We start from the raw sequence: 26,349 nt of genomic DNA, 5'->3' as shown, positions 1-26,349 counted from the left end.
TTACGCTTTTATAGTATCTAACAGCAAAGCGCTCTAGCAATCTAGACTCTAATCTTAATAACCTAGAACCTAGAACCTAGAACCTAGAACCTAGAACCTAGAACCTAGCTTAACAGTCTCAGCTTGGTATTAAGGGCTTAGGTCAAAAAATTGTTAAAATTAAACCAATCTTGTTTATATCCATATTCTTAATAGAACACTCTAAACTTCTCGGGAAGATAAAATAATGAAAATTTTAGTTACAGGTGGAGCAGGGTTTATTGGCTCTGCAGTTGTTCGCCATATCATTAACAACACTAATGACAGTGTGATCAATTTAGATAAATTGACATATGCAGGTAATTTAGAATCATTAGTGAGTGTTGATTCAAACGAGCGCTATTCATTCGAACAAGTCGATATTTGTAACCGAGCAGAACTAGATAGAGTATTTAATACCCATAAACCTGATGCAGTAATGCACCTTGCTGCAGAGTCTCACGTCGACCGTTCAATTACCGGCCCTGCTGACTTTATCCAAACCAATATTGTAGGTACTTATACATTACTTGAAGCAACTCGGGCTTACTGGAATACGTTAGCGGATGATGCTAAAAAAGCATTTCGTTTTCACCATATTTCAACTGATGAAGTGTACGGTGATTTACCCCATCCCGATGAGCAAGATGGGCCGCTTCCTTTATTTACTGAAACAACTTCTTACGCACCAAGCAGCCCATATTCTGCTTCAAAAGCCTCAAGCGATCACTTAGTAAGAGCCTGGCTACGTACATATGGTTTACCAACGATTGTTACTAACTGTTCTAACAATTATGGCCCGTATCATTTTCCTGAAAAATTAATCCCTCTAGTAATTTTAAATGCGTTAGAAGGCAAGGCATTACCAATCTATGGCAAAGGTGATCAAATTCGTGATTGGCTTTATGTAGAAGATCATGCGCGTGCGCTCTACAAGGTTGTTACTCAAGGCCAAGTTGGTGAAACCTATAACATTGGTGGTCATAACGAGAAGCAAAATCTTGAAGTGGTACAGACCATTTGCAATATTCTGGATGCCCTAGTACCAAAAGATAAGCCATACGCAGAGCAAATCACCTATGTAACAGACCGCCCAGGCCATGACCGACGCTATGCTATTGACTCTACTAAAATGAGCCAAGAGCTTAATTGGCAACCACAAGAAACATTTGAAACCGGCCTTCGCCAGACCGTAGAATGGTATTTAGCAAATCAAACCTGGTGCCAGCATGTACAAGATGGTAGCTACCAACGTGAACGTTTAGGCATCTAGCTTTTTTTTCTTTTTTTGCCCTATTTTTCTAGAACCTAGGGCCTATTTATCTAGGAACTTATTTATATATGAAAGGCATTATTTTAGCTGGCGGTTCAGGAACTCGTTTATACCCACTTACGAGAGGTGTATCAAAACAGTTATTGCCAGTATATGACAAACCAATGATCTACTACCCAATGTCAACATTAATGCTTGCTGGTATTAGAGACATATTGATTATTACTACGCCAGAAGATAATGAAGGTTTTAAGCGTTTATTAGGTGATGGTTCCGATTTTGGCATAAATCTAACCTATGCAGTACAACCGTCCCCTGATGGGTTAGCACAAGCATTTTTGATTGGTGAAGAATTTATCGGTAAAGACAGCGTGTGTTTAGTATTAGGTGATAATATTTTTTATGGTCAATCTTTCAGTAAAACCCTAAAGAGCGCAGCGAATAGAGAAAACGGTGCGACAGTATTTGGCTATCAAGTCAAAGATCCAGAAAGATTTGGTGTGGTTGAATTCGATAAAAACATGAAAGCAATATCGATAGAAGAAAAACCAACCAAGCCAAAATCTAATTATGCAGTCACAGGTTTATATTTCTACGACAACAGTGTTGTCGAAATGGCCAAGCAAGTTAAGCCGTCACATCGCGGCGAGTTAGAAATTACCACCTTAAATGAAATGTATTTGAACAAAGGTAACTTGAATGTGGAGTTACTCGGTCGTGGTTTTGCATGGTTAGATACTGGTACACACGAAAGTTTGCATGAAGCGTCTTCTTTTGTACAAACGATAGAACATGTACAAGGCCTAAAAGTGGCTTGCCTAGAAGAGATCGCGTGGCGTAACGGTTGGTTAAGCTCTGAACAACTCGCTAAATTGGCTAAGCCAATGATGAAAAATAATTATGGTCAATATTTGGCTCATTTGGCTCATTTGGCTAATGGGGCATAAACATGAAAATATTGATCGTCGGTAAAAATGGCCAAGTTGGACGTTGTTTAATCGATCTACTAGAAGCACAGACTGAGGTAACATTTTTAGCGTTGGCCCGTGAAGAGCTTGATATTACCGATGCAATTCAAGTTGATAAAACTGTCAGCGAATTTCAGCCTAATATAATCATCAATGCAGCTGCTTATACGGCTGTAGATAAAGCTGAACAAGAACGACAATTGGCTTATGCAATCAATCGTGATGGGCCAAGTAATTTGGCTTTAGCCGCTAAAAAAGTCGATGCCGCCATAATTCATATTTCGACAGATTATGTTTTCGATGGCCATAGCGTGGATAGCTATACTGAGTCTGATGTAACTGCACCTCAAGGTGAGTACGGTCGTAGTAAGCTGGCTGGCGAACAAGCAGTCGCAATTGCCTGTTCAAGGCATATTATATTACGAACAGCATGGGTCTTTGGTGAACACGGTAATAATTTCGTTAAAACTATGCTACGCCTTGCTAAAACGAGAGAGTCTTTAGGTGTGGTAGCTGATCAATTTGGTGGCCCTACTTATGCAGGTGATATAGCAAACGCAATTGTGACAATCGCGAAACAGATCGTTGACGGCAATCAAGCTTATGGGACATACCATTATTCGGGTTTTCCTCATGTAAGTTGGCATGCTTTTGCTGAAAAAATATTTGAAATAGCATTTGATAAAGGTGTTCTTGTCCAGCCTATAAAAGTTAATCAAATAACAACACTAGACTATCCAACCCCTGCTAAGCGTCCTTCAAACTCTCGTTTAAATTGTGACAAAATTCATAATATATTTGGCATTAAGCAGAGCGATTGGCAAGCAGCGTTAGTTCGAATTAAAGAGTATTCATAAATGAAAGTTATTGATACAAGCATTGCAGACGTTAAAATTATTGAACCAGCCGTATTCGGTGATGAACGTGGATTCTTTATGGAAACCTGGAATCAACAAAAATTTGAGGATCTGGTAACTGGTAAACCTACAAAGTTTGTACAGGATAATCACTCCAAGTCTAAACAAGGTATTTTACGAGGTTTGCATTATCAAACTGAAAATACTCAAGGTAAATTAGTGCGTGTTGTGTCTGGTGAGGTATTTGATGTTGCTGTCGATATAAGAAAAGGTTCTCCTTCATTTGGCCAATGGGTCGGAGTGTATTTATCAGCAGAAAATAAACGTCAGTTATGGGTCCCTGAAGGCTTTGCACATGGATTTTATGTTACTAGTGAAGAGGCTGAATTCGTGTATAAATGTACAGATTATTATAATCCCAAAGCAGAAATCAGTATTAGCTGGGATGACAAAGAGTTAAATATTAATTGGCCCTTAGTCGATAAACCTCTGCTTTCAAATAAAGATGAAAACTTAGCGATACGTTTAAATCAATTATAGAGTCAGGTGGAAAAATGATCCATAAATTAGCGGATGTTCAGTCTAAGCATATTGGTGAGAATACTAATATTTGGCAGTTTTGTGTTGTGTTACCAGGTGCAGTTATAGGCAGTAATTGTAACGTTTGTGCAAATTCATTAATCGAAAACAATGTAATTATAGGTGATAATGTAACCATAAAGTCTGGTGTACAGATTTGGGATGGTATACATGTTGAAGATAATGTGTTTATTGGGCCCAATGTAACCTTTACCAATGATAAGCGTCCAAGATCTAAAGCCTATCCTGATACATACTTGAAAACAGTCGTTAAGAAAGGTTCATCAATTGGAGCCAATGCAACTATTTTACCGGGTATCACGATAGGTGAAAACTCTATGGTTGGTGCTGGTTCTGTGGTAACTAGAAATATTCCAGACAACGCCATTGTAATGGGAAATCCGGCTAAAATTACTGGTTATGTAGCAACAAGTACAGAAACCATTATTCCGAGTAATAACTTTGGACTGGAATATCAAAAATCTAAAGTTAACGGTGTATCGTTACATAAATTTCATTTGGTGAATGATTTAAGAGGTAATTTATCGGTTGGTGAGTTTGAAAAGGAAATTCCATTCACTCCTAAACGTTATTTTACCGTGTTCGGTGTTCCTAATAAAGAAGTCAGAGGCGAACATGCTCATAAAGAATGTCAGCAGTTTTTAATCTGTGTTAGCGGTAACTGTAGTGTTTTAGTTGATGATGGTAAAAATAGAGAAGAATATATATTAGATAGTATTGATAAAGGTATATATCTACCAGCGATGACATGGGGGGTCCAATATAAGTATTCAAAAGATGCCGTACTCCTTGTTTTTGCTTCTCATTACTATGATGCAGATGATTACATTCGCGACTATTCAACGTTTACACAAATGAGCCAAAAATAATGATCCCTTTTCTAGATTTAAAATCAATTAATGGTCAATACGCTGATGAGCTGAAACAAGCTTGTGCTAGAGTTATCGATTCTGGTTGGTATATAATGGGTAATGAATTAACTCAGTTTGAGAGTGAGTTTGCCATCTATTGTGGAACCAAACATGCCATCGGAGTCGCAAACGGGTTAGATGCTTTAATTTTAACATTGCGTGCATGGAAAGAGTTAGGCAAGTTGAAATCAGGTGATGAAGTCATTGTTCAAGCTAATACTTATATCGCTTCTATTTTAGCGATTACAGAAAATGATTTAGTTCCAGTATTAGTTGAACCTAATCCTGCTACATTCAATCTTGAACCAGATTTAGTTCGTGCAGCAATAACACCGAAAACTAAAGCTATTTTGCCAGTGCATTTATATGGCTTACTTTCACCTATGCCTGAGCTAATGTCGATTGCGAAAGAATACAATTTATTAGTTCTGGAAGATTGCGCACAATCACATGGTGCAGAAACACAAGATAAAAAAGCTGGCAATTGGGGCGATGCAGCAGGTTTTAGTTTTTACCCAGGAAAAAATCTTGGTGCGTTAGGTGATGCTGGAGCGGTGACTACAAATGATGATGAGTTAGCGTTAACGTTAAAGGCTTTGCGTAATTACGGTTCTCATAAAAAATATGAAAATTTGTACCAAGGTTTGAATAGCCGCCTAGACGAAATTCAAGCTGCTATGTTGCGAGTGAAATTGAATTTTTTACCTTCAGAAACGCTACGCCGTCAGCAAATTGCGCAACGTTATTTATCAGGAATAAATAATGACCTAATCATTTTACCTGAGTTAAAAGAATCACTTGCACATGTTTGGCATCTCTTTGTAGTCCGTTGCGATAAACGAGAACTATTACAACAGCATTTAATTAATTCAGGAGTTCAAACATTAATTCATTACCCAATTCCCCCACATCAGCAAAAAGCATATCCAGATATGGGATTGCAATGTTTACCAGTAACAGAGCTAATTCATAATCAAGTCGTATCACTTCCGTTAGATCCAACAATGAGTGATGAGTCAGTTAATACTATCATTGAAGCAGTAAATGGCTTTAGGGCATGAAACGTCTTCTAAAAGTCACTGCCATGACAGGGTTGCTAACGCTTCTAAAAATGGTAATGGGCTTTGTAATAGCTAAAGTGGTGGCCGTTTACACCGGCCCTACCGGTTTAGCTATGTTAGGGCAGGTACAAGGTGTCGTGGCTGTACTCAATGGATTAATCAATGCTCCAGCTGCCAATGGGGTAGTGCGTTATACCGCAGAGAAACAAGCTGAGGGTTATGAAGCATGTTCTCTTTGGTGGAAGGCTTCATTGCAATGGATTTTGATACTCGCTGGGATTACTATTCCAGTAGTATTATTGTTATCTGATTACTTAGCTATTTTATTATTTCAAGATGAAGCACTTTCTTGGGTTATTACTGTTACGGTTTGTGTTCTACCCTTATCCGCTATAGGGACACTTTGTAATTCAGTCATTAATGGCCAGCAAAACTATCGTCGTTATGTTGGTTTAGGCATGCTCTCGGCAATTATATCAGCAGCCTTGATGTTAGGCATGATATTTTACGCAAATATAAAAGGTGCACTGCTCGCAGCAGCTTTGCAATCAGCTCTGATTGGTTTAGTGATGTTATCTGCCAATTTACGTCAACCTTGGTTTAAATTGCGGTATTGGTGGGGGACTACAAGTGTTACAGCACGCAAATCTATAGGTAATTATACGTTAATGGCGATAACGACAGCGTTGACTGTCCCAGTATCATTAATTCTAGTTAGAAATATCTTAGTTGAACAAGTCGGATGGGAGTCAACAGGCCACTGGCAAGCAGTATGGAAAATATCAGAGGTTTATCTCAGTGTTATCACAATAGCTTTAGGTACTTACTATTTACCCAAGTTATCATCGTTAATTGGTGTGGATTCAATTGTTAAAGAGATACATCATACAGCTAAAGTTATTTTTCCTATTGTTTGTATTATGGCTCTTGGCGTATATTTATTAAGAGATGTCGCTATATGGCTATTATTCACAGAAGAGTTTAAAGCCGCACGTGATTTGTTTGCAATACAATTAACTGGAGATGTGGTTAAAATTTTAGCTTGGCTATATGCATACCCAATGCTGTCTCGAGGTGCTACAAAATGGTTTATTTCAACAGAGATATTTTTTTCTACAAATTTTATATTTTTATCATATTTATTTGTTGATATATATGGTGTTAAAGGTGCGAGCATAGCTTATTTAGTTAATTACATATTATATTTTTTATTTGTATTTTTAAATGTAAAGCGATTTTCTTTGTGATTCTAAAAATTTACTGTTTTATAGGTATTAGACATAGTTTGTTTAGTGCTTAGTTTCTATTTCATGGATGTTTACTAATAAAATTAGTGAAATTCTACTTTATCAGGTTGAGAATATTGTGAAGATTGTTATACCACTTATGGGGATAGGACGCTCAGGAGGTGAGCGTGTGTTAGCTAATTTAGCTAATGAATTGGTAAAAAGAGGTGAGGAGGTAATTATTGTTGCACCTGAAAACAACTGCACACCATATTATAAACTCAATTGTAAAATTTTGACATCAAAAGTAAAAAAAACAAATTTTAAAACATTAAATTTTTTATTTAATATGTATTACTTATGGCGAAAAGTAAAAAGTGTTAATGCAGACGTAGCAATTGCAAATTATTTTTTAACCGCATATGTTGTTTTATTGTTAAGTCGTAAAGTTGGCAAGTTTTATTATATTCAAGCGTATGAGGTCCTGTTTAGTAATCATTTTCATCGCAAACTTTTAGCATATATTACTTATTTTTTACCCCTAAAGAAGATCGTAAACTCAGAATTGCTCTTACCCTCTTATCTTAATAATTATATTTCCATAGTTCCTGCAGGAATAGATCTTTCTTTATATCGAAATTTTAAAGATTCTTACTTTTGTGACAAAGAAGTAATAAATATAGGTCTTATTGGCAGAAAAGAGTTATATAAAGGAAGTCAAGAGATTATCGACGTACTAATAGAATTAAATAATGAGTTTAAAGGTAAGCTCTTTGTAAACGTGGCTGTTTATTGTAATGAAATGTGGTCGGCGAAATTACCAAATTTAAAGTTTTTTGACATAAACAATGAGTTTGAACTCGCAGACTTTTATAAACGTAATGATATTGTTGTTGCAACTGGATTAATTGAAGATGGTGCATTCCATTATCCATGTGCTGAAGCTATAGCTTCAAGTTGCTTAGTAATATCAAATTATGCACCCTTAACCTTATCAAATAGTGAGCTTAAGTTATCAACATTTAATTCAATTGAGCTTAAAAGTAAATTGAGTCAATGTTTTAAATTTAGCAAAGAAAGAATTGAATCAGAGTTGAATGAAAATTATGAATTGGTTAAGCATTTATCTTGGGAATCAGTAGCAGATGAATTTCATTCTGTTATAAGAGCTGAAGTTTTGTGATTTATTTATAACATTAATTCAAAGTCATCTTTGTTAATATTAGGTGTGAAGACTATATGATCAGTTATTATAGATGTTACTCCCTTTTGTTTTTGATCATATTTACTATTTTTGGTGTTTTCAAACCTATTAATTTATTACCAGACATGGGTACATATCAAGATTACTTCAATAATGTTAAGACTGGTGTTAATGTACTTGTTGAATATAGCTTTATTTTAGTTTCAAAATTAGTACTATCATTCAGTGATTCATTTAGATGGGTTATATTTTTATATGTTTTTATCTCGTTATATGTAAAATTCAATTGTTTCATAATGTTTAAGAAGAAAAATGCAATTTTTTTGATGTATATTTCTTCTTTATTGATATTGCATGAGTTTATACAAATCAGAATTGCATTAGCCATATCATTATTATTCTTGAGCTCAATTTTATATGTAAAAGGATATAGTTGGAGAGCCTTTTTTCTTTTTTTGTTTTCAATTTTGATTCATACTTCATCTATTGTATTTGTTTTTATTTTTTATGTTTCAATAATACTTGAAGCCAGAAGAAGGTTTGTATTTATTTTAATTCCATTTGTATTTGTTTTCTCTAACTTCTTCTTGGATATTTTAAGCTTTTCAAACTTTATTCTTCCAGATTATATTTATGATAAATTGATTTTATATATAAATGTAAGTCAGCATATGAATCAAAGTATGAATATTTTCTCTGTTAGAATGATGGTTTTATATATTTTGATGGTGTTGATTCTGTATAAATTGATTTATTTGTCGAAATTAGATTTTGTGTATTTTTTCTGTGTGTCGCTGCTTGTTATATTGTCTATAGGTTTTAAGAGTATTCCAGATATTGCATTTCGCTTAGTGGATATTGCAATATTTTTCTCAATTTTTTTAATACAAAGTACGTATAAATATTATCAAAAGTCAGTGTTTTATTTTTCTGTCTCACTATTTATTATATCATCTATCTATTACAATTATAGGCTGTTAGCTTACACTAACTTGTATTAAATGATATTTTTAATATTTTTAATATATTTTATTTAATTCCCATTTTTTTGTAATTTACAAAAGTGAAATTTATGAATATTAAAATAGTTGTTGTTCTTTTTAATAAAAAATTAAATGAAAGCAAAACTCTTGTTACATTAACTTCTCAAGTTCAGGCGGTGTTAGAAAAGAAGCACCAGTTGAATATTTACGATAACAGTAAACTTCCTTGTTTAAATTCTTCTGATTTAAAATTACTAGAGAGTAATTATTATGTGAATTATAAACATAATAAAAACAACTTACCTCTAAGTACTATATATAAAGAACAGTTTGACTTGTTATCTAGCGATGAGTACTTATTACTTCTAGATGATGATTCTAAATTACCAGATGATTATATTTCAAATTTTATAAGTACTAGAAAAACCTTGTCTAGTCTTTCCGGCATTGTTTTTGTTCCTAAAGTAATTACACACTCATCTTTAATTAGTCCATATAAGAGTTTTTTTGTGTTTTCAAAGCCTTATAATTCAAATGGGTTTAGTGAGAAGGTTTTTGCAATGAATAGTGGTATATTTATTCCAAAATTTAATGATTTAAATCTCTTTGTATATCCCGAATACGCGAAGTTTTATGGGACTGACACCGTCTTATTTGAATTTTTACATTTTAGAAAAGTCAAAATATATGTATTAGACTCATATATTCAACATGATTTATCTTTTCACCCTGATAATGATAAAGTTCAATATCTTTCATCATTAGTGAAAGTAATATGTTTTTGGCGTGAACATTATTCTTTTGGCTTAATTAGTCAATTCTTTTTTAAAGTTTATCTTTTTATGCTTTCTATTAAGCTTTCTATAAAGTATAAAACTCTAATAAACTTGTTTAACATAGGTACCAATTCATGAATGATTTCAAAATTTTTCCACTTTACTTTCCTCAGTTATATTCAATTCCTGAAAATGATTTGTGGTGGGGTGACGGATTTACAGATTGGGACTTAGTTAGAAAGTCTACCCCGTCTTTTTCTGGTCATTATCAGCCTAGGGTTCCTACTTTAGGTTATTTAGATCAATCTTTGCCATCTACTATTGAAACCCAATGTAATTTAGCTAAAAGTTATGGTGTTACAGGTTTTAATTTTTATCATTATTGGTTTGACGGTAAAGTTTTACTTGATGCACCAGTCAATAATTTGTTAAATAACTCTAATATAGATTTTGAGTTTTTTTTTACTTGGGCAAATGAAAATTGGACACGACAATGGGTTGGTAAACCAAATGATATACTTATTAAAAATACTTATACCCCATCGAAAGAAATGTGGGGTGAACATTTTGATTACTTATTGAATTTCTTTAAAGATCCTAGATATACAAAAATTAAGAATAAGCCCGTTTTTTGTATATACCGTCCTGAAATAATTATATCATTAAATGAGATGTTAGTTTTCTTCAATCAAAAGGCCCTTGAAGCAGGTTTCGACGGAATTCATTTTATTGCTATGAGAGCTTATAGTTTGTCGGGTGCAGAACAAGTATATTCAATGTTTGAAGCCATAATCAACTTTCAGCCTAGATTTGCTGTAAATAAATACTTGAGTTCACGTTCTAGTTTTACTAAACGACTTGAATCTGTAGCTAGAAAATTACCTGAGTCGATTCAGAGTAAATTAAGTTATTTTACCAATAATTATTCTGTAAAGTCATACTCTTACACTGATTACGTTAGTAAACTTGATTCTAGCCAAGACTTAACAATAGCTGGCAAAGTTTGTTATCAAGTAGTATTTCCAGATTGGGATAATACTCCTCGTTACAACGACCGAGCTACTTTGTTTAGTGATATTTCGTTAGAACAATTTGAAACTGCTCTTAGAATCGTAAAAAATAATCTAAGAAATGTAGAAGACAAACTTGTGATAATAAATGCTTGGAATGAATGGTCTGAAGGTGCATATCTTGAACCAGATGAGTTATACGGTCTAAAAAAACTTGATATTATAAAACAAGTATTTCATGATGATATTTGATTCAACTCATATATTGTCGAATTAATAGATTGATTTATTATAAGTAATTTGTTTATGACTTTAAATGTTGTTGTACCTCGTTGTGCTGTGTTACTAGCAGCTTATAATGGAAAAAAATGGATTGATGAACAAGTTTTATCTATTTTAGGACAGAGAAATGTTAGTGTTACAATTTTTATTAGTGTAGATCTATCAACCGATGGTACTTATGCTTATTTAGAAGAAAAGTATGCAAGTTTTAATAATGTTATTCTTCTTTCTTATGGTAATTATTTCGGCGGAGCAGGTAAAAATTTTTTCTTCTTGCTGCGTAACGTAGATTTTTCTTCATTTGATGTAGTTGCTTTTAGTGATCAAGATGATATATGGTTTGAAGATAAGCTTCATATTGGTTCTGAAAAGCTAATAGATTACGATTTTTACTCCTCCAATGTAACAGCGTTTTGGGTTGATGGTCGAGACTGCCTCATTGATAAAGCTCAACCACAGGTTCAATATGATTTTATTTTTGAAGCCGCAGGACCTGGCTGTACATATATTATGCGAACCGAAGCAGCTTTAGACTTTAAAAGATTTATTTTTGAGAAACAAGATAAAGTTAATCAAATCGTTCTGCATGATTGGTTATTGTACGCATTTGCTAGGTCTAATAAATATAGGTGGTTTATTGATATGACTCCTTCAATGCTATACAGACAGCATGCAAATAACCAAGTAGGTGCTAATAATTCTTTTTCAGCTGCTAGAAAGAGACTTATTTTGATTAAAAATAAATGGTATAGAAACGAGATTTTGAAGTTAGTTTCATTATTTGACTTGGAAAAGTTTAAAATCGTTAAGTATGGCTTACTAAATGGTTATTTAGGTAATTTGTATTTAATCCTTCATGTTAGGCAGTTAAGACGCAGAATTAGAGACCAATTGGCTCTCGCTTTAATTTTGTTCTTGAATCTATTTTAATTATCTAAGTTTTTGATTTTAATTGTTATTTCAATATTGAAGTTTCTAACTTACTCCCTATGTGTTCTAACACATATAATCAAGAATCAATTATGTCGATACATATTTTAATTTTTTTCATTTTTTCTTTTTCTTTTATTATTTTGTTTTTTTTCAGAAAATTGGCTAAACGCATTGGATTAGTTGATAAACCCAATGAACGTAAACACCATGTAGGTCAAATCCCGTTAGTGGGTGGTATTTCAATTTACACATCTTTAATGATTGTTTTGTTTGCTTTTTTTGAGATTACCAACGCCTTACTCCTGTATGTTGCATGTTCAACAGTGCTTATTGTGCTTGGAGCGCTTGATGATAAGTATGATTTAAGCTTTAAATCTCGGTTAATTGTTCAAGCGGGTATTTCCCTAGCAATGATTTTAATTGGCTATAAGAGCTTGCATTACCTTGGGGCCATGTTTAATGATACGGCCTTAGTTATTCCGACATACGTGAGTTACATAGTGACTATTTTTGCTGTGATTGGAGCAATTAATGCTTTTAATATGGTCGATGGTATTGATGGTTTGCTCGGCGGGCTTGCTTCGGTGACATTCTCAGCCCTTGGTGTTATGTTTTATCTTGCTGGCAATTCAACCCTTGCCACTTTTTGCTTATTATTTGTTTGTGCAATGCTCCCATACATTATGCTTAATTTAGGTTTTCCTCTAGGCCGCCGTTTTAAGGTGTTTATGGGCGATGCGGGAAGCATGTTTATCGGTTTCACTGCGATATGGTTATTAATTGATGCAAGCCAGGGGCAAGAGCAGTTGGTTATTAGGCCAGTGACAGCGTTATGGTTTATTGCATTACCCTTAATGGACATGGTTTGCATCATGGCGCGAAGGATCAAAAAAGGACAGTCACCTTTTAAACCTGATAGAGAGCATTTACATCATATTTGCCAACGCATAGGCCTTTCACCTGCTCAATCTTTACTTTTTATTTGTTTTTTAGCGGCTTTGATGGCTGGGGTAGGAGTGTGGTCAGAGCTATATAGCGTGCCAGAATCCATTATGTTTTTTTCTTTTGTGTTTACTTTTGCTATTTACTATAGTGTTATCGCCAATATTTGGCGAATAATTGCCCTTTTACACAAACACTTCCAGTTTACCAAGCCGTCACATGAATGACATATTGCTTAAGTAACCTCGTTAGTACTCACAAAGTTAATTATCGCAATTTTGAAAGAAGTGTTACTATTGTAAAGATTAACCTTTAAACCTGTTACTGTGTTTTTCTATAACACCTTAAGGATGAGATAATGGATTATTTTATTCCGTTTATTACCGCTTTTATACTCAGTTTTGCTGCGATTTTAGTCTTTAACCCGATTGCTGCAAAAGTAGGTTTGTTAGATCTCCCAAATGAGCGAAAATGCCATGAAGGTGCCATACCACTCATTGGTGGTGTGTCGATCTTTTTCAGTGTTCTTTTGGCTTCCAGTCTGTTTATTCAAGAGAGCCAGACCCTCAATTTGTATCTTATTTCAGCGTCATTAATTTTATTTATTGGTGTGCTGGATGATCGCTACGACCTTTCTGTTCGTGTTCGCCTTGTCGCGCAAGTAATTGTTGCTTCTATACTCATATTTGGTGCTGGTTTTTATTTGAGTAGTTTGGGTGACATCTTCTACTTTTTTGATTTTAGGCTGGGTTATGTTGGCATTCTTGTCACCGTAATTGCTGTTATCGGGTGTATCAACGCGTTTAACATGGTTGATGGCATTGACGGCCTTGCAGGTATGCTAAGCCTGGTGACGTTTTCATCCTTAGCATTGCTATTTTATCGTGCTGATAATGAGTGGTTTTTAATCCCGTTGCTGTTTGACGCTGCAATTATTGCCTATTTATTTTTTAACCTGCGCTGGCCTTTTGCTTCGCTACAAAAAATCTTTATGGGTGATGCAGGCAGTATGCTAATTGGTTTGACTGTGGTGTGGTTGTTAGTGCTTGGCACTCAATCCAATAACGTGCATGGCTTGACCGCATCGAGTGATGTAATTTTCTCTCCTGTAACCGCTTTGTACCTCATTGCAATTCCATTAATGGACATGGCAGCTATTATGTATCGACGTGTAAAAAAGGGGCATTCACCTTTTAAACCTGACAGAGATCATTTGCATCATATTTTTGAACGTGCAGGCTATAACCGTAAACAAACACTGATCCGCATCACGTTATTGTCTTTGCTTTTGGCCTTATTTGGTATAGCAGGTGAGTTTTATTTTGTTTCTGAATGGGTTATGTTTTCTGTATTTATTGCATTATTTATTGCTTACAACTGGGCCTTAGCACATGTTTGGCAAATAATTACCTGGTTAAAACGTAATGACTAACTGTTAACTTTATGCGCCTAAGAATTAATATATAAGGTTTTATTGATGAAAGTTGTTATTCCTGTGGCGGGCCTTGGGACTCGCATGTTACCGGCAACCAAAGCGATCCCTAAAGAGATGTTGCCTTTGGTTGATAAGCCGTTAATCCAGTACATTGTTGATGAGTGTGTGGCTGCGGGCGTTAAAGAGATTATATTGGTGACGCACGCCAGTAAAAATGCTATTGAAAACCACTTTGATAAGTCTTTTGAACTCGAATCTACGCTTGAGAAACGTGTTAAACGACAGTTGCTTGAAGAAGTGCAGGCCATTTGCCCTAAAGATGTGACTATTTTACATGTGCGTCAAGGTGAGGCGAAAGGCCTTGGCCATGCGGTATTGTGTGCACACCCTTGTATTGGTAATAACCCGTTCGCTGTAGTGCTACCTGATGTGATTTTAGACGCGTATACAGCAGATCAAAAAACTGAAAACCTATCGGCGATGATTGCCCGTTACAAAACCAGTTTTGCTAGCCAGATCATGGTGGCGCCAGTGCCTGACGATGAAGTAAACAAGTATGGTATTGCCGATTGTAATGGTGTTGAGATTGCCCCAGGGGATTCGGCAAAAATTTCTGCCATGGTTGAGAAACCTGCCATAGGTGAGGCACCATCTAACTTAGCGGTGGTTGGCCGTTATGTATTGTCTGAAAAAATCTGGCGATTATTGGCTAAAACCCCAGCCGGTGCTGGTGATGAAATTCAGCTAACTGATGCGATTGATATGCTGATTGAACAGGACACAGTTGAAGCCTTTAATATGACAGGCAAATCACACGATTGTGGTGACAAACTTGGTTACATGGCCGCATTTGTCGAATACGGCTTACGTGACGCCAAACTCGGTGCAGAATTTAAAGAACGTATCGCAAAAATGCTCTAGCTGGGTGCGAGGTCGCTTCGCTGCTAGGTTAACAGAAGGGCGCAACTCTGCTAGAACCTAGAAGGACGAAGTCCGCCCTCAGACGAACTTGCGAGTTCCTAGACCCTAGTACCTAGAAGGACGAAGTCCGCCCTCAGACGAACTTGCGAGTTCCTAGACCCTAGTACCTAGAAGGACGAAGTCCGCTCTCCGGCGAGCTTGCGAGTTCCTAGAACCTAGAACCTAGAACCTAGAACCTAGAACCTGACTTCGTCACTGCTAGACGCTTCGCTTATAAACGGTAAAAATAGGATGGGGATGATAGATTTTATCGTTAACTTAGCCAAGCTTAATGAAGACATTGAGCTTGTATGGTTATATGGCTCTCAAGCTCAGGGAACCGCACACTCAGAAAGTGATGTTGATTTAGCCATAGCGTTTAAGAATCATACTCTCCCTGCTTTATCACTTAAATCTCGCCCCGAATGTATAGCAATAGAGTGGGCAGAAGAGTTAAACATGCCTCTCGATAAATTGAGCATCGTTGATATTAATCGCATACCTATTGCGCTCGCTTTTAATGTGATTGAATATGGCCAATTGGTATATAACAATAACCCACTGCGCGTTTATCAAGAAGAAAACCGCATTCGTTCTATGTTTGAGTATCAATTGATGGAAAGCAAACGCGAGGCAGAATGATGAACAAAGGTATTGAGCTATACCTCAATGAAGTCAAAATGCACAAAGCAATGTATCTCAAAGAACTCGATGAACTTCGCTTTGATTTAATACATTCAGGGCTTAAAAATCGTGACTTCTTAGCAACTGAGCGGTTACTGCAAGTTTTCACAGAAATGTGCATAGGGCTAGCCAAGCATATGGTGAAAAAGATTCAGGGTCACAGTGTGACCGAAGCTTATCAATCATTCTCCGTTTTAAAGGTGCATAACCTGATATCCAGTGATGAATTACGAACTTGGAAACAGATCATTGGCATGCGTAATGGTTTGGTGCACGATTATTTGAATATCGATTTATTGATTATTGAAGATATTTTGCGCCAAAAGCATTATCAATCCTTGGCCGAATTTACGGATAAGGCTATTCCTTTTTTGCTTTCCGAGTAACCCTCACATCGTCGGGGAGGCTAGGGCGTGACTGCGTCACTTCGAGGGCGCTTCGCTGCTAGATTCTAGAAGGACGAAGTCCGCTCTCAGGCGAGCCTGCGAGTTCCTAGACCCTAGTACCTAGAAGGACGAAGTCCGCTCTCCGGCGAGCTTGCGAGCTCCTAGTACTTGAACCCGTAAGCGAAGCGTTCTGTAATCCGTAATCCGTCAACGCATATAGAACCTAGACCCTTCTTTATTTTTGGAGTTTTTATGAGTCGTAAATATTTTGGTACCGATGGTGTGCGTGGAAAAGTGGGGACTTTTCCAATTACACCTGATTTTGCAATGAAGCTGGGTTGGGCTGCGGGTACTGTGCTTGCCTCAACCGGTACCAAGGAAGTGTTAATTGGTAAAGACACCCGCAGTAGTGGTTATATGTTTGAGTCGGCTATTGAGGCGGGGCTTTCTGCTGCCGGTGTAAACGTGGCGTTAATCGGCCCTATGCCAACGCCTGCGGTGGCGTATTTAGCCTCAACCTTTAGAGCTGATGCGGGGGTGGTAATTAGCGCATCGCACAATCCCCATTACGATAACGGCATTAAGTTTTTCTCTAACTCTGGCACTAAGCTCAATGACCAACAAGAGCTTGAAATCGAGGCGCTACTCGACCAGGCGTTAAACCACAATGCGATGCAGTGTGTGTCTTCTGAGTTACTCGGTAAAGTGCGCCGTATTACCGACGCCGCTGGCCGTTACATTGAGTTTTGCAAGGGCGTATTTGCTAAAGATTTAACCTTAGCGGGAATGAAGATTGTGGTCGACAGCGCCAATGGTGCGGCCTACCACATTGCGCCGAATGTGTACCGCGAGTTAGGTGCAGAAGTCATTAGCATTAATGACAAACCGGATGGTGTGAACATTAACGATCATTGCGGTGCGACCCATCTAGACAGCCTACAAACGGCAGTAATGGTTCACGAGGCCGATTTAGGTATTGCACTTGATGGCGATGCCGACCGCATTATGTTTGTTGATCATAACGGCCATGTGGTCGACGGCGACCAAATTTTATACATATTAGCCCGCGCCGCTAAACGTAAAGGTACATTACAAGGCGGAGTGGTTGGCACGTTAATGTCTAACCTTGGCCTTGAGTTGGCGTTAAAAGAGATGGACATTCCTTTTAAACGCGCCAAAGTGGGCGACCGTTATGTGGTTGAGCAATTAAAAGAAACCGGTTGGAGGCTAGGTGGCGAAGGCTCTGGCCACATTTTGCACCTTGATTACGCCTCAACAGGTGATGGTGTAGTTGCATCATTACTGGTACTGCAAGCTGTATTAGAGTCTAAACAATCATTAGCTGAACTGGTTTCTGGCATGCAAAAACTGCCACAAGTGCTACTTAACGTGCGCTTAACCGCAAACAATGCTGATGAGATTTTAGCCTCAGACACCGTTAAACAAGCGGTTATCGAAGCCGAAACCGTACTAGGCAACAACGGCCGCGTGTTACTGCGTAAATCTGGCACCGAGCCATTAATCCGTGTAATGGTAGAATCTACTGACCCAGAAATGTCGCAAACACAAGCTGAGCACATCGCTAACGCAGTTAGGTGCTAGGGCGCTTCGCTTCTAGATTCTAGAAGGACGAAGTCCGCTCTCTTGCAGTTCCTAGAACCTAGTTCCTAGAGCGCTTCACATAAAACATAAAAACAGGTGATTGCTTAGCAATCACCTGTTTTTGTTTGTGCGCTTTTAAACAAAAAATCTATTGCATGATATCTACTTATGCTGTTCTGGATGGCGGAATGATAGTGCAATTTTTCGGGCAATTAAGAGAAAATACCCATTAAATTACAAGTAGCACACTTCGTCATCTTTACGTGAGCGAATCGAAACTTAGCGTAGATCTGATTATGGCCTTAACTTTCAGAACAGTGCAAAATTAACAGTGCTAGCCGGTTACAAATATGTTCTTCTCTTGGAAGGGTGACAAATGAAAGATCTTCACTATTGCGAAAACATGAAATTAGTAGATGCTTGGTATGAACATGTCGAAGGTTGCTGCATTTTAAATTTAAATAGAGTGGCAACAGAAATTGATCTTCAGGAAAACCACTACTTAGAAGAAGTTGGCCAAATTATCGAAACAATAGCAATAAAAGTACGCTATTGTCCCTATTGTGGAAAAAAGGTTGATGGAGCCAGCACTTCATTGTCACCTTCATTCGTGCACTATGACTTTTCTAAGTGGTAATTAAACAATGTGTGTAATCCGCAGCTATGTTTGTTGGCTACGCCGTTGGTCATCCCCTCTAAAAAACGATTTCACTAAGCTGACGTCTCTATACTTCAATATTAGGGATTTCAACTGCTTGAGCTTTTAAATACTCGGTTCTTGTCAGTATGTTGTCACTCAGTTGCTGAAAATACTTAATATCATTATCAGAAAAATGAGATTGAGTTTGTAAACTTTTAATCAACGACCCAGTCGATAGTTGTTTTATCAATTTATTTGCTAATTCAATCAATAGCCTAGATAACAGTTTCTTATCGATATCACATGTTTCTGCGAAATCAGCCAGTTGATACGCATGAATATGGTCGGGGTCAAACTCATCACCTATAGCCATCGCTAACCTGTGTTTAAATTGAGGGAACAAAGCGATATTGACGAGATCATAAGCTGGAGTGAATCGTGCATTATTGCTATCAAAGAATAATGAAACGTTCTTGCCATGACTGTCGTAGTTGCTGATCATTAAATTAAACAGTTGCCAGTTTATAAGCCATTGCTTACTTTCAATTGGGGAAGACATATGTCCAGTGAATTCAAATAACTTTTCTAAGCTAGCGCCATCTCGAATATGTTGGACATCTCTTCCATCACCCAAGTTTCGCTCATATTTGTAGTCTCTTGGTAAATTCAATACCTGGCAGCCATCGATAACATGACGTCTCATTACTTTGTTGGCGTCGGCAACATATTTGCGGTCGAATCGTTTTACGATGAGCGATGGGTGAGGTCCAAAATGTCTATACTCAACATCAGCAGTTGGCAATCCAACTGCACTAGAGAGCTTCATACAAAAAAATTCGTTTAAGACGAGATTTGGACAGTTTCTCTTTTCAAATTTTATAATATGGGTAGAGCAGAGTGACCCATCTCCAAAGCCAATATTGCCTTTCTCATCAATAAAAACATTTAGTTTATCTTGAACTCCGGCCACGCTGAGACGTAGCTTATAGTCCCATGTGAGTAGGCCCAATTCTTCTTTATTGTCGAGTCTTGTAATGGCTCTTCTTCTTCTTCTTCTTCAAGTATTCTAAATGACGGCTGGTTGTGTTCTTCTAATGACGGTAAAAATGTCACTGCGCCTGCTAAGTCATTTCCAATGGCACGGACTTGTGAATAAACATTTTTCTCTGAAACACCCAGATTTTCAGCCAAAAGTTTTCTTGCTTCACCTTCAGGCAAGGCATTATCTAGAAAGCTGTACGCGACTTCTGGTGAGTGTTGATTATCCAGTGATAAATGGGGGGAGATAGCAAAACCTTCGGTTTGTCACAGTGGTGAATAACTCAGTTTTAATAAGTTGGTCGTGTTATCTAAAGATAAATTTCCGATCACTTGATCAGCGTATTTGATGTCTAGCCTGTATGCGTCAGCTTTTGTCATATCTAGACCCACTCATCAAAAGGTGATGATATCTTTTCTAAAGGGGTTAATTCTTTGGAGGTTAGCTTAATACCCAATCCGTTTAAAACAGAAAATACTGCTGATAAAGTACAGTTTGAATTTCCGTTTTCAATACGTGATAAAGTATTAATACCAATTCCGCATAGCGCGGCGCAGTCTGCTAACTTTAGGCCGAGTTCAGTTCTTTTTGCTTTGATGAGTTGGCCCAGAACGGCTGCATTATCTATGAATGCAGCGCTAGGCATTTTTGAAGCTGTTACTTTCTTAGCCATCAATCGAACCTTACTAAAAATAATCACCGATTTCAGTGATTATAGATCGATTTCAGTAACTTTTAAATATATTCACCGATAAGAGTGATTATATTGCTCTCGTGAAATGCACTACTAATAAATAACCGATAGTGGTGATTATATGGCTGTTCAACAAATGATCACTCCAGCGGCAATCTATTTCAATGTTGATTTTTGTTGAGTTGCTTTAATTTAATATGTGAGAGGGAAGAGGCGGCAACGCCTCACCCTACTCGATGTGGGCTTTTAATACCAAGTCGATGATTGACGCAATCGAGAGACACTTACTAAACATACCGCTACGTTAGAATGAGAGCAGATACGTACGCATGCATAGGTGTCTGTCATATTGAGTTGAAGATTATGTTTAGCGACAGGTCATCACTTGACGATACAAGTTCGCACTGGCATGCGCGCCGTTGACTGACGTTGAGAACATCCAGTTTTTGCGCCCCGTTGTGAACGGGCGAATATCGCGTTCGGTGACATTGTTGTCGATGCTAATATCACCATCATCAAGATAAGTTAATAATTTTGGTCATTAGTTTAGTGCTCAGGTAATCGCTTTGCCTAGATATCACTTTGTGAAGTATCCGTTGTTTTTCCAACTAGGTTTTAAACTCTGCTAATATTGGAACAGCTTCTTTGTTGCTGAAGAACGCTTGCACCTTGTGACTTTCTATTTGCTTGGGCCAAACATTAACATCTGGCTCAACTGAACATCGGTAAGTCCCCTTAGTTTTCAACACGCCTAATAGCTGAGCGTTTAGCCCATAAATAAGCGTGTGATTTTTAGTATCAGAAAAATAGCCTAAGGAAAAAATGTGACTAGCAATAAAAATATTATGCTGCAATTTTGTAGTTTACATGAAAATTTGAAATACAAGCTGGTTGAATCACTTGAGCATAACATCAAAGTAAGCTTGCTGACTGATATTGCCAAATACATTTCTGCTCCAACTGACCAAATTGTGTTCTCCTTAGCTTCGGTATACATTAACGATGCTCTGGTCGCATTTTCAGAGCAGGTAAAGGAACATGAAAACTTTGAATCTGACATCCTGAATCATTTAATTAGTCTGCTTAAAGATGAAAATCAAAGCCCACCTGATTATGTGCCAAGCTATACTAAACCTATTGTATTTAAGTCTGATAAGATAGCCGCTAAAAAGAATTCTGTTCTGAGTTATGAAAATAAACTTTCGCCAGCCAAGCGCAAGTTCACGAGTATGAAAGCAAAGTTTAATGTGCGTAATCCAACTTTAGAGCAACAAGAGGCATTGGATTTATGTGATAGCGGTATATTAGTCAATAGCTTTGCTGGTACAGGTAAAACCACTTTTTCAGGGCAGGTCGCTGAAAAATTAGGATATGAAAAAACATTATATACCGCCTTTTTAAAAGAAAATGCTAGCGAAGCCAAGGAGCGAGTGACAACACAAGCATTTACTCAAGATTCACTCGCATATAAATTTGCTCTTAAACAATCGCCTTTTATGAATTCTCTGGATCCAAAGCTGTCGAGGAAACAATCTGACGCTGGTGCTCTCCAAATGCTGTTGGGGTTACCAATGAAGTTAGATTTAGGTGAGAATATAGTAAAGTATTATACGCTATCAAGGCTGGTTCAAGACACTGTATATAACTTCTGCAGCAGTGTTGAATCGGAAGTTTCAATAATACATGTGCCAAAGCAAGTACTTTCTTCTCAAGCCGCACAGAAAATTATGCACTGGGCCACATCTTATTGGGAATTCCTAATCTCACAAAAAAATCACGACAAGCACATCATAAATTTTTCACATTTGATGAAGTTTTGGGCAATGCGACCAGATATTCAACTACCTCAAAAGTATGCAAATATTATTGTGGACGAAGCTCAAGATACCAATGGTGCTTTTTACCAGGTGATGAAAAACCACATTGATCGAAATTTTGTCGTTATTGGTGATCGTCATCAGCAACTATTTCAATGGCGAGGTGCCGTAAATACCATGAATTTGTTCGAGTTGAAAAACAAGTCTCTTACCATGTCGCATAGGTTTGGAGAAAGCATTGCTAAAGTAGCCAACAATGTTTTAGCTAAGCACAGCGAACCGCCCAAAGAGATAATCAGAGGAAATCAAAATCTAGATTCAAAAATAGTGTACTACCAGCCAAACGAGGCTTTTCCTAAGGACGTAGGTGCAATTCTTACCAGAACACGCACTGAAATAATTTCTATTGCAAAGAATGAGCTAGAACAAGGCCATGCGATTAGTGTTAAGACAGAATTCGGTAGCATAAGGTTCCTTTGCCAAAACATCATGGCATTGGCGCATAAAAAAACTGATCAGTTGAAGCATCCCATGATTGCTCGCTGTTATTCATTAAGCAATTTAGAAACTGAATTAGAAAGCTCACCTGATGGTGATGTTTACTTTGCTCTTAAGTTATACAAAAAGTTTGGCGATGAAATACTTAAAATAATCGACCAAGTTGAGCGCCTTAATCAACCCGAATCCGAGTCGACCAGACTGATTAGTACAACTCATGCATTGAAGGGGCGAGAATGGGATACGATAGTTATTTCGAGTGATTACTTATACTTAGTAGATTCACCAAACGTGCAATTAGATGATGAACTTTGTATTTTGTATGTAGCAGTAACACGGGCAAAGAAAAAAGCCTACATCCCACATGGATTGAAACCCTTCTTTGAGAATTTAGACATATGACAACTAGGCAAATGAAAATAAAAATCACAGATATAGATAGCGCGACAATGTCATCACTAAAGTATACAAGTTATCACAGGCATGCGCGCCGTTGACTGAGGTTGAGAAAATCTAGTTTTTACGTCCCGTTGTGAACGGGCGTATATCTCGTTCGGTAACATTGTTATTGATGCTAATATCACCATCATCAAGATACATTAATAATTTTGGCCATTTGAATCGTATGATGGATTTTGGGATGTTCGAAGACTTTCTAAAATAGATGTTGTTTGCCGAGATGTCATTGCAGGCGTTATCAATGTTTGTCATGCTCACTTCATCAATTATGATGGCGTCTTAGCCAAAGCCACAATCGACTCATAACATTATCGATAGTGGCTAAGGCTTTTAGCCCAGCCCTTCGCTTTTCATTAATGATTCAAACGCACTGCCATCAAGGCGTGACGCATTGGCCACATAAGGTGCGTAGACATCAAACAGTAATCGCGTGTCGCTGTGCCCAAGCATTTGAGAGATGTACAAGGGATTTTCGTGCGCGGCGATATGAAGCACAGCGGCCGTATGGCGAGTTTCATAAGGGCGGCGCGCTTTTAAGCCTGCGGCTTTTAGCGTCGGGAACCATAATTTGCGGCTGACAAAGTGAGTTGAGGGGGGGAGTCCTGTGGGGGACACAAACACAAAGTTTGAGTGTTTAGGTTTTACTGCCTGAATACGTTTAAACGCATCAAAAACGGTGTCGCACATTTTTAATTCGCGGCGTGATTTTGGTGTTTTTACATCACAGATTTCACCATTGACCCAGTTTTGACGAATTCGAATTAAGCGATGGTTGAAGTCGATATGTTCCCATTCGAGGCCATGCACCTCACAACTGCGCATACCGGTCCAGAATCGAATGATAAAATAGTCTTTCCATTTTTTAGGGGCACACGCAAGAAACTTGCGCACCTCATCGATGGTCATGGGGTTAGACTCGGCTTTTTCTTCTTTTAGTGCTTTGTAGCGGCGTAACGGGTATTCGAATTTACATTCATCAGCGGCCAGGCTTACGATGGCAATCAAAGGCCACAGAATAAAATTAATGCGCCGATTCGACATCAGGCGTGAACCGTCTTTTTTCTCGCCTTCTTTTAGTGCCTGCCGAAAGTAATCGACCTGCGACAAGGTGACTTCGTTAATGAGGGTATTACCAAACGTTGGGATTAGGTATTTGTCTAATGCTGCGCGAACCATGGCTTGGTAGCTGCTTTTCCAGGTGGCTTTTTTGCGTTCAAACCATTGGTTGGCAAAATTATCAAAGAAAGGGTATTGGCGGTCGGGGTGAGCTGTGCGTTGTAGCGCTTCAAACTGCGCCACTTTTTTACTGCTTGGAAAGTAGTCGCGATATTGAAAGGTGCCTAAGTCGATTTCAGCACTCATTTTTTTGAGTGTGGCTTTGGCATTGGCAAGGTTTTTCGGTGTGGCCATCAGTTTAGTGCCTTCACGAAAACGGCAGCCATAAAGATGTATGTCGAACTGAATACGCCCATTGGGGCGAACACGAATTTGAGCCATAAGAGGCCTCCATCAAATAGATCTATCCCTATCCGATGGAATTCGTTAGAATTTAGCCATCGGCTGGGTTCGGATTAAAGGTTCGGTGCAGCCGGTACGGGGGAGAGTGGTTGCCGCCACTCTCTCCCAACTGCTATTGTTAGGGTAACTCAACTTGCCAATCGCGCAAGTTAACCACCACATTGTGTTTCCCAATAGGCTGATGTTTTAGCTTATTAGTTAACCACTTCTATTTATACAACTACCACTGTGTATTTGTCCAGTGTTTTGTTGTGCTTATTCAAATAACACACCAATACATTGTGTCACGTCCGATTTATTGCGCTATTAAACGTCATCAAAACCAAATAAATCTTCTTGGCTGTCTAAATCCCCACTCGCATTTTTCTGTTTTAGCATCGTCTCTAGTTTGGCTTTTGATTGCAGTATCAGTTCCATTTTAGGTGAAGCGTATTCGATGTCAGTGACACTGTGGTAAGGCTCGGTATTATCTCTGTCGTTATAAAACCCCAACTTTAGTTCACCTTTATCGTTAATTAATACCGCGATTTTCATTTGTTCAGCATGGGTAATATCTTTAATTGGCACACGGCTTAGCTGACTTAGATTAATGCTGTATAACGAGGGTTTGGGGCAATCTATGTGTTTTGTGCGAATGAAGCGATTACTGCCAGTCTCTTCAACTAAGCTGGCAAGCATGACATAGTCTTTATCGATATAGAGTAGTGCTTGGTTGGCTTTTTTTAGCGGCATAATCGACAAATATCTTTTGAGATCGTCTTTAAAATCATAAATGTTGATGATAATTTTAACTTCTGTACTATACGCTGTTTCTTTTTTTAATCGATATTCACGCAGTGATGCTAACGAGCTTGAACTCACGCAGTTACCATCACTAAATATTGCGCGCTCATCATCCAGATAATACTGGATCTGTTCTGCATCAGTGTTATTACAGATCCTTTCTAGTTGTACCACGCTTTCTTTGTTGAGTAATATGCCATGTGTCACTTCCATATTCTCGGGTAGGGTACAGGTCTGAATATTGTTGTCACGCTCAATACGGACTTTTTGTTGCTCTTTATTGAGCTCAAACACATCAAACGGCTTATGGGCCTCTGCGACTTCAAGGATCACTCTGGCTGAATCAGTGGGTAAAGATTGGTAAGCTTGGTTTTTATGCTGCAAAAGAAAGGCAAGATGCTCCTCGATTGGCGGTTTAGCTTGAATGTATAGACGAGATACTTGCGCCATCAAGCCGTTGAGGGATGGAAGATCTTGCTGTTTACCATATTCAACTTCAATAGTGATTGGGTCTTTATTTAACGTGTTCTTTAACTCAGCCTGCCACCATGTACTAAAGCTACTTGCACATAATGACCATTGACCTTTTTTGAGCCCCCATTCACTGTTAAGTGGCAATTGAACCATAGAGGGAAAGTCGCTCTGCCCTCCGATTAAATAACCGAGCTCTTTGGTCTCTATCACCACAGTGACATAAGGAATACAATCTTTATCGTTGATCGCGTCAACTAAGTAGCTGATACCTTGTTTGCGGTCGGCATGAAATTCAAGTTTTGGCATTGTGAGATCC

The 26,349-nt window shown here is 37.8% G+C and carries 25 protein-coding genes and 2 pseudogenes; 20 read left to right on the top strand and 7 right to left on the bottom strand.

What is annotated here, in order from left to right; genetic code table 11:
• Positions 1–226 precede the first annotated feature (226 nt).
• From rfbB to K8B83_RS17740, 19 genes are all read left to right on the top strand, one after another.
• Positions 227–1,291 (top strand): dTDP-glucose 4,6-dehydratase, encoded by a 1,065-nt coding sequence (gene rfbB, locus K8B83_RS17830; protein WP_223418569.1) that lies wholly within the window; start codon positions 227–229, stop codon positions 1,289–1,291.
• 68 nt (positions 1,292–1,359) lie between these two features.
• Entirely contained in the window at positions 1,360–2,238 is an 879-nt protein-coding gene (gene rfbA, locus K8B83_RS17825; protein ID WP_223418568.1) for a glucose-1-phosphate thymidylyltransferase RfbA, read from the top strand.
• Positions 2,239–2,240: 2 nt separating this feature from the next.
• The gene (rfbD, locus tag K8B83_RS17820; protein WP_223418566.1) at positions 2,241–3,116 is read left to right on the top strand and encodes a dTDP-4-dehydrorhamnose reductase; all 876 of its coding nucleotides are present in this window, start codon (positions 2,241–2,243) and stop codon (positions 3,114–3,116) included.
• Positions 3,117–3,656 carry a dTDP-4-dehydrorhamnose 3,5-epimerase gene (gene rfbC, locus K8B83_RS17815; protein WP_223418564.1) on the top strand — a complete coding sequence of 180 codons (540 nt, stop codon included), beginning with the start codon at positions 3,117–3,119 and terminating at the stop codon, positions 3,654–3,656.
• A 14-nt stretch (positions 3,657–3,670) separates the two neighbouring features.
• A complete protein-coding gene (locus K8B83_RS17810) occupies positions 3,671–4,585 on the top strand; it encodes a WxcM-like domain-containing protein (RefSeq protein ID WP_223418563.1) in 915 nt (304 codons plus the stop codon).
• On the top strand, positions 4,585–5,688 hold the full coding sequence (locus tag K8B83_RS17805) for a DegT/DnrJ/EryC1/StrS family aminotransferase (RefSeq protein ID WP_223418561.1): 1,104 nt from the start codon (positions 4,585–4,587) through the stop codon (positions 5,686–5,688). The genes K8B83_RS17810 and K8B83_RS17805 overlap by 1 nt, the downstream gene beginning before the upstream one ends.
• Positions 5,685–6,935: an O-antigen translocase gene (locus K8B83_RS17800; RefSeq protein ID WP_223418559.1), complete on the top strand. Its 1,251-nt coding sequence runs from the start codon at positions 5,685–5,687 to the stop codon at positions 6,933–6,935. The genes K8B83_RS17805 and K8B83_RS17800 overlap by 4 nt, the downstream gene beginning before the upstream one ends.
• Before the next feature lie 118 nt (positions 6,936–7,053).
• On the top strand, positions 7,054–8,097 hold the full coding sequence (locus K8B83_RS17795; RefSeq protein ID WP_223418558.1) for a glycosyltransferase: 1,044 nt from the start codon (positions 7,054–7,056) through the stop codon (positions 8,095–8,097).
• Between the two features lie 56 nt (positions 8,098–8,153).
• Positions 8,154–9,119 (top strand): EpsG family protein, encoded by a 966-nt coding sequence (locus K8B83_RS21760; protein WP_223418556.1) that lies wholly within the window; start codon positions 8,154–8,156, stop codon positions 9,117–9,119.
• Between the two features lie 71 nt (positions 9,120–9,190).
• Positions 9,191–10,015: a hypothetical protein gene (locus tag K8B83_RS17785; RefSeq protein ID WP_223418554.1), complete on the top strand. Its 825-nt coding sequence runs from the start codon at positions 9,191–9,193 to the stop codon at positions 10,013–10,015.
• A complete protein-coding gene (locus tag K8B83_RS17780) occupies positions 10,012–11,139 on the top strand; it encodes a glycosyltransferase WbsX family protein (RefSeq protein WP_223418553.1) in 1,128 nt (375 codons plus the stop codon). The genes K8B83_RS17785 and K8B83_RS17780 overlap by 4 nt, the downstream gene beginning before the upstream one ends.
• Before the next feature lie 54 nt (positions 11,140–11,193).
• Positions 11,194–12,099 carry a glycosyltransferase gene (locus K8B83_RS17775; RefSeq protein WP_223418551.1) on the top strand — a complete coding sequence of 302 codons (906 nt, stop codon included), beginning with the start codon at positions 11,194–11,196 and terminating at the stop codon, positions 12,097–12,099.
• A gap of 92 nt (positions 12,100–12,191) precedes the next feature.
• Complete coding sequence (gene wecA / locus K8B83_RS17770) at positions 12,192–13,271, top strand: UDP-N-acetylglucosamine--undecaprenyl-phosphate N-acetylglucosaminephosphotransferase (protein ID WP_223418549.1); 1,080 nt, start codon at positions 12,192–12,194, stop codon at positions 13,269–13,271.
• Positions 13,272–13,402: 131 nt separating this feature from the next.
• Positions 13,403–14,476, top strand: a complete 1,074-nt coding sequence (gene wecA / locus K8B83_RS17765) for a UDP-N-acetylglucosamine--undecaprenyl-phosphate N-acetylglucosaminephosphotransferase (RefSeq protein ID WP_223418548.1) — start codon at positions 13,403–13,405, stop codon at positions 14,474–14,476.
• A 45-nt stretch (positions 14,477–14,521) separates the two neighbouring features.
• The gene (gene galU / locus K8B83_RS17760) at positions 14,522–15,400 is read left to right on the top strand and encodes a UTP--glucose-1-phosphate uridylyltransferase GalU (RefSeq protein ID WP_223418546.1); all 879 of its coding nucleotides are present in this window, start codon (positions 14,522–14,524) and stop codon (positions 15,398–15,400) included.
• A gap of 297 nt (positions 15,401–15,697) precedes the next feature.
• Entirely contained in the window at positions 15,698–16,081 is a 384-nt protein-coding gene (gene mntA / locus K8B83_RS17755) for a type VII toxin-antitoxin system MntA family adenylyltransferase antitoxin (protein ID WP_223418545.1), read from the top strand.
• On the top strand, positions 16,078–16,509 hold the full coding sequence (gene hepT / locus K8B83_RS17750; RefSeq protein WP_223418543.1) for a type VII toxin-antitoxin system HepT family RNase toxin: 432 nt from the start codon (positions 16,078–16,080) through the stop codon (positions 16,507–16,509). The genes mntA and hepT overlap by 4 nt, the downstream gene beginning before the upstream one ends.
• A gap of 252 nt (positions 16,510–16,761) precedes the next feature.
• Positions 16,762–18,111 (top strand): phosphoglucosamine mutase, encoded by a 1,350-nt coding sequence (gene glmM / locus K8B83_RS17745; RefSeq protein ID WP_223418542.1) that lies wholly within the window; start codon positions 16,762–16,764, stop codon positions 18,109–18,111.
• A 376-nt stretch (positions 18,112–18,487) separates the two neighbouring features.
• Positions 18,488–18,748, top strand: a complete 261-nt coding sequence (locus K8B83_RS17740; protein WP_223418540.1) for a hypothetical protein — start codon at positions 18,488–18,490, stop codon at positions 18,746–18,748.
• Between the two features lie 88 nt (positions 18,749–18,836).
• On the opposite strand, the gene K8B83_RS17735 is transcribed toward K8B83_RS17740, so the two are convergent.
• The 4 genes and pseudogenes from K8B83_RS17735 to K8B83_RS17720 form a co-directional block, all read right to left on the bottom strand.
• The gene (locus K8B83_RS17735) at positions 18,837–19,721 is read right to left on the bottom strand and encodes a HipA domain-containing protein (RefSeq protein WP_223418538.1); all 885 of its coding nucleotides are present in this window, start codon (positions 19,719–19,721) and stop codon (positions 18,837–18,839) included.
• A complete protein-coding gene (locus K8B83_RS17730) occupies positions 19,697–20,020 on the bottom strand; it encodes a HipA N-terminal domain-containing protein (protein WP_263283600.1) in 324 nt (107 codons plus the stop codon). The genes K8B83_RS17735 and K8B83_RS17730 overlap by 25 nt, the downstream gene beginning before the upstream one ends.
• A 152-nt stretch (positions 20,021–20,172) precedes the next feature.
• Positions 20,173–20,463, bottom strand: coding sequence for a helix-turn-helix domain-containing protein (locus tag K8B83_RS17725; protein ID WP_188739364.1), 291 nt, complete (start codon positions 20,461–20,463; stop codon positions 20,173–20,175).
• Between the two features lie 391 nt (positions 20,464–20,854).
• A pseudogene (locus K8B83_RS17720) lies at positions 20,855–21,022 on the bottom strand (IS66 family transposase); the annotation flags it as partial.
• 286 nt (positions 21,023–21,308) lie between these two features.
• Here K8B83_RS17720 and K8B83_RS17715 point away from each other — a divergent pair.
• Positions 21,309–23,201 (top strand): UvrD-helicase domain-containing protein, encoded by a 1,893-nt coding sequence (locus K8B83_RS17715; RefSeq protein ID WP_223418536.1) that lies wholly within the window; start codon positions 21,309–21,311, stop codon positions 23,199–23,201.
• A 14-nt stretch (positions 23,202–23,215) separates the two neighbouring features.
• Here the strand turns inward: K8B83_RS17715 and K8B83_RS17710 are convergent.
• From K8B83_RS17710 to K8B83_RS17700, 3 genes and pseudogenes are all read right to left on the bottom strand, one after another.
• Positions 23,216–23,417: pseudogene (locus tag K8B83_RS17710) on the bottom strand (IS66 family transposase); the annotation flags it as partial.
• Between the two features lie 171 nt (positions 23,418–23,588).
• On the bottom strand, positions 23,589–24,755 hold the full coding sequence (locus tag K8B83_RS17705; RefSeq protein WP_223418535.1) for an Arm DNA-binding domain-containing protein: 1,167 nt from the start codon (positions 24,753–24,755) through the stop codon (positions 23,589–23,591).
• A 327-nt stretch (positions 24,756–25,082) separates the two neighbouring features.
• The gene (locus tag K8B83_RS17700; RefSeq protein WP_223418533.1) at positions 25,083–26,339 is read right to left on the bottom strand and encodes a hypothetical protein; all 1,257 of its coding nucleotides are present in this window, start codon (positions 26,337–26,339) and stop codon (positions 25,083–25,085) included.
• Between the last annotated feature and the right edge of the window lie 10 nt (positions 26,340–26,349).

Source organism: Shewanella inventionis (assembly GCF_019931735.1).
Taxonomy (GTDB): domain Bacteria; phylum Pseudomonadota; class Gammaproteobacteria; order Enterobacterales; family Shewanellaceae; genus Shewanella; species Shewanella inventionis.
The sequence above is the reverse complement of the archived record's forward strand: the minus strand, read 5'-3'. Positions and strand labels throughout refer to the sequence as shown.